We start from the raw sequence: 2,555 nt of genomic DNA, 5'->3' as shown, positions 1-2,555 counted from the left end.
CTATATTAGGAGTTCTATTATTTTGCTGCTATTCTTGGCTAGATATTAATACAAATGTAAAGGATATTTTACACAATGTATTCATTATTAATGGTATTACTATGCTTGTTAATTTATTTCCATTCTTCAAATTTGATGGATACTGGCTTTACAGTGATTTATTTAATCTGCCTAACCTTACCAAAAAATATCAGATGTGTATTCAGTATTGGTTGAAAAAAATAATCAGACCTCTTTCATCTTTCTTTCTTGAAGACGAGAAAAAGTATATGAATCCATATAATGTACCTCTTATTCTTTATTCATTATCAAAAATAGGAATCAATATTATGCTGGCATTTGCGATTATTAACTTTTTAAGGAATTACGCTAATATGCTCGTAGACTTAGGCAGTATTAGTGTCACGGATATCTGCTCCGTTCTGAACCTTGTTTACAAATTTGGGATACTGACCTTATTGCTGATCTATCTTACCAAACTTCTCAGAACTTTATATAAAAGTATAAGATCAAAAATCTATTAAAAAATGAAAAATTTACATACTAATCCATACATTCATAAAGAGGAAGATAAATTAGTAAACTCCATTACTGGAGAAAAGCTGTTATGCGGAGAACGAATTTTTGAAATTATCGATTTTATAAAGCAACCTAAACAGTATAATGAACTAGAAGCTGAGTTTGAAGATATCGCAGGTGATTTGGAGAATATTGTAAAAATACTTGTTGATAAAAGCTATATTGTTTTAAATGATGATTATAAAAATGCTGTCATTAAAATTACTCCTCATACTCCTCATCTATTTAATTTGCCTTATAGAAGTATTGACGCCTCTCTGGATAAAAAGTCTGTGGGCTTTATAGGAATTCCTTTGGGAATTGGCAATAAAGAAAATATTAATTCTTCTCTTTTAGCCAATGTTCTAAGAAGCTATACCAAAAAATATGGTTTAGACCTTTCGGCTGCATCTCTGGTAGAATCTAATGTTTTTGGGGGAACAACAGAGGATTATCAAGTTCTGTTGGGTAAAATAAAAGGAGGTGAAATTTTTGATTATGGAAATATATTTTTCAATACTCAAGAATCTCCGAATTTTATGTATGAAAAAATCTACAGAATTGCTCAGAAAACATTTGACAGAGAGAACCTGATCCCTTTTTTCATCGGAGGAGACCATTCAATAAGCTATCCTCTCATCAAAGCAGCAATTGATAAATATGGAGATGACCTTTGTGTACTCCATTTTGATGCCCATACAGATACTTATACTTCCGATTATGATAAAATTAAAAATATAGATACCATTCACCACCACGGTAATTTTATGACAAAATGTTTTGAAGATGGATTGAAACATGCTTTCCAGTTTGGAATTAGAGGTATTGTTAATAACCGTCAGAAATCAAACGAAAACAGAACCATTATTTGGGCGCATGAAGTTAAAAGAATCATAAAAAACAGCGAGCTGTTTAAAGATATTCCTGCCGGTAAAAAGTATTATATAACCTTTGATTTTGATGTTTTGGATCCTGTATATTTTAGTAATACTTCAACGCCGGTAATCAATGGATTAACCTATGAAGAGTGCAAAGAAACTTTCAATACATTGCTGGCTGGCAAAGAAATTATCGGATGCGACATCGTTGAGGTATATCCAAACGGTAACGATTTAGCTTCACAGATTGTATGTCAGGTAATTTTCGACTTAATGAATAACATATAAAAGAATGTTAATTAAGGAAAGACATAATATACAATATAAAAAAAGGATCATATTTCTGAATCCGTTGGGCATGGATTGTTCGTACTGGACGGATGTGGTTCGGGTAAAAGAAGAACTAGAAGGTTATGAGCAGGTTTTTATAGAATATCCCGGATATCAGAATAATAAAACTTTATTTGAAGAACATTTTCAGGATTTTGTAAAACATTTAAAAACTGAAGTTGAAAAGCTTGAGCCAAAGACCACCTATCTTGTAGGCTGTAGTTATGGAGGAAAAGTAGCAATGCATTTGGCTGAAAAAATGGATGTCAAAAATATGATCCTTATCAGTACACCTGCAGGAAATGATGAAGACGATAAGGTTTATTACAAATCTCTTATAGAGACTGTTCACCATGATTTATATAAATTTTCTGTAAAACTGATAGAATATTGCTATACAGAAAAAGAAAGAGCTGAAAATCCATTTCTAGCTATTATGTTTCTATTCTATCTGAAAAAATATAATCTGAAAGATAGTGTAACAAAGCAGTTAACCCATCTTGCAGATGTTACTACAATAGTAAATCGTAGGGTGTGTCCTTTGGTAATAGTGGGAAAACAGGACTTAGGTCTGAAAGAAAATTACAAAAATAAATTTTTGGAAATATACTCATCCTGTGACTTTAAAGAATACGAAAATTTTGGACATTTTACATTGAATAATAACCCTGAAGCAATAGAAATAATAAAAAAAACACTCCAATATGAATAGTAATAAGGTATATGAGGCAAGAAAATCAATCAAAGATATTATTGCTCAAAAAGAAATCACAAAAAGGAAAGAGGGAC

At 31.1% G+C, this 2,555-nt stretch carries 3 protein-coding genes; all 3 read left to right on the top strand.

Annotation, left to right across the window (positions count from 1 at the left end; genetic code table 11):
- The coding region (locus DD829_RS11535; protein WP_228408174.1) for a hypothetical protein at positions 1–524 on the top strand (524 nt) is incomplete at its 5' end.
- A gap of 3 nt (positions 525–527) precedes the next feature.
- The gene (locus DD829_RS11530; protein WP_108409655.1) at positions 528–1,724 is read left to right on the top strand and encodes an arginase family protein; all 1,197 of its coding nucleotides are present in this window, start codon (positions 528–530) and stop codon (positions 1,722–1,724) included.
- Positions 1,725–1,728: 4 nt separating this feature from the next.
- Positions 1,729–2,478 carry an alpha/beta fold hydrolase gene (locus DD829_RS11525; protein WP_108409656.1) on the top strand — a complete coding sequence of 250 codons (750 nt, stop codon included), beginning with the start codon at positions 1,729–1,731 and terminating at the stop codon, positions 2,476–2,478.
- Positions 2,479–2,555: the final 77 nt, after the last annotated feature.

The sequence above is a fragment of the Chryseobacterium sp. HMWF035 genome (assembly GCF_003094695.1).
In the GTDB taxonomy this organism is placed as follows: domain Bacteria; phylum Bacteroidota; class Bacteroidia; order Flavobacteriales; family Weeksellaceae; genus Chryseobacterium; species Chryseobacterium gambrini.
Note: the sequence above shows the minus strand (reverse complement) of the source record. Positions and strands in the feature narration are given on the sequence as shown.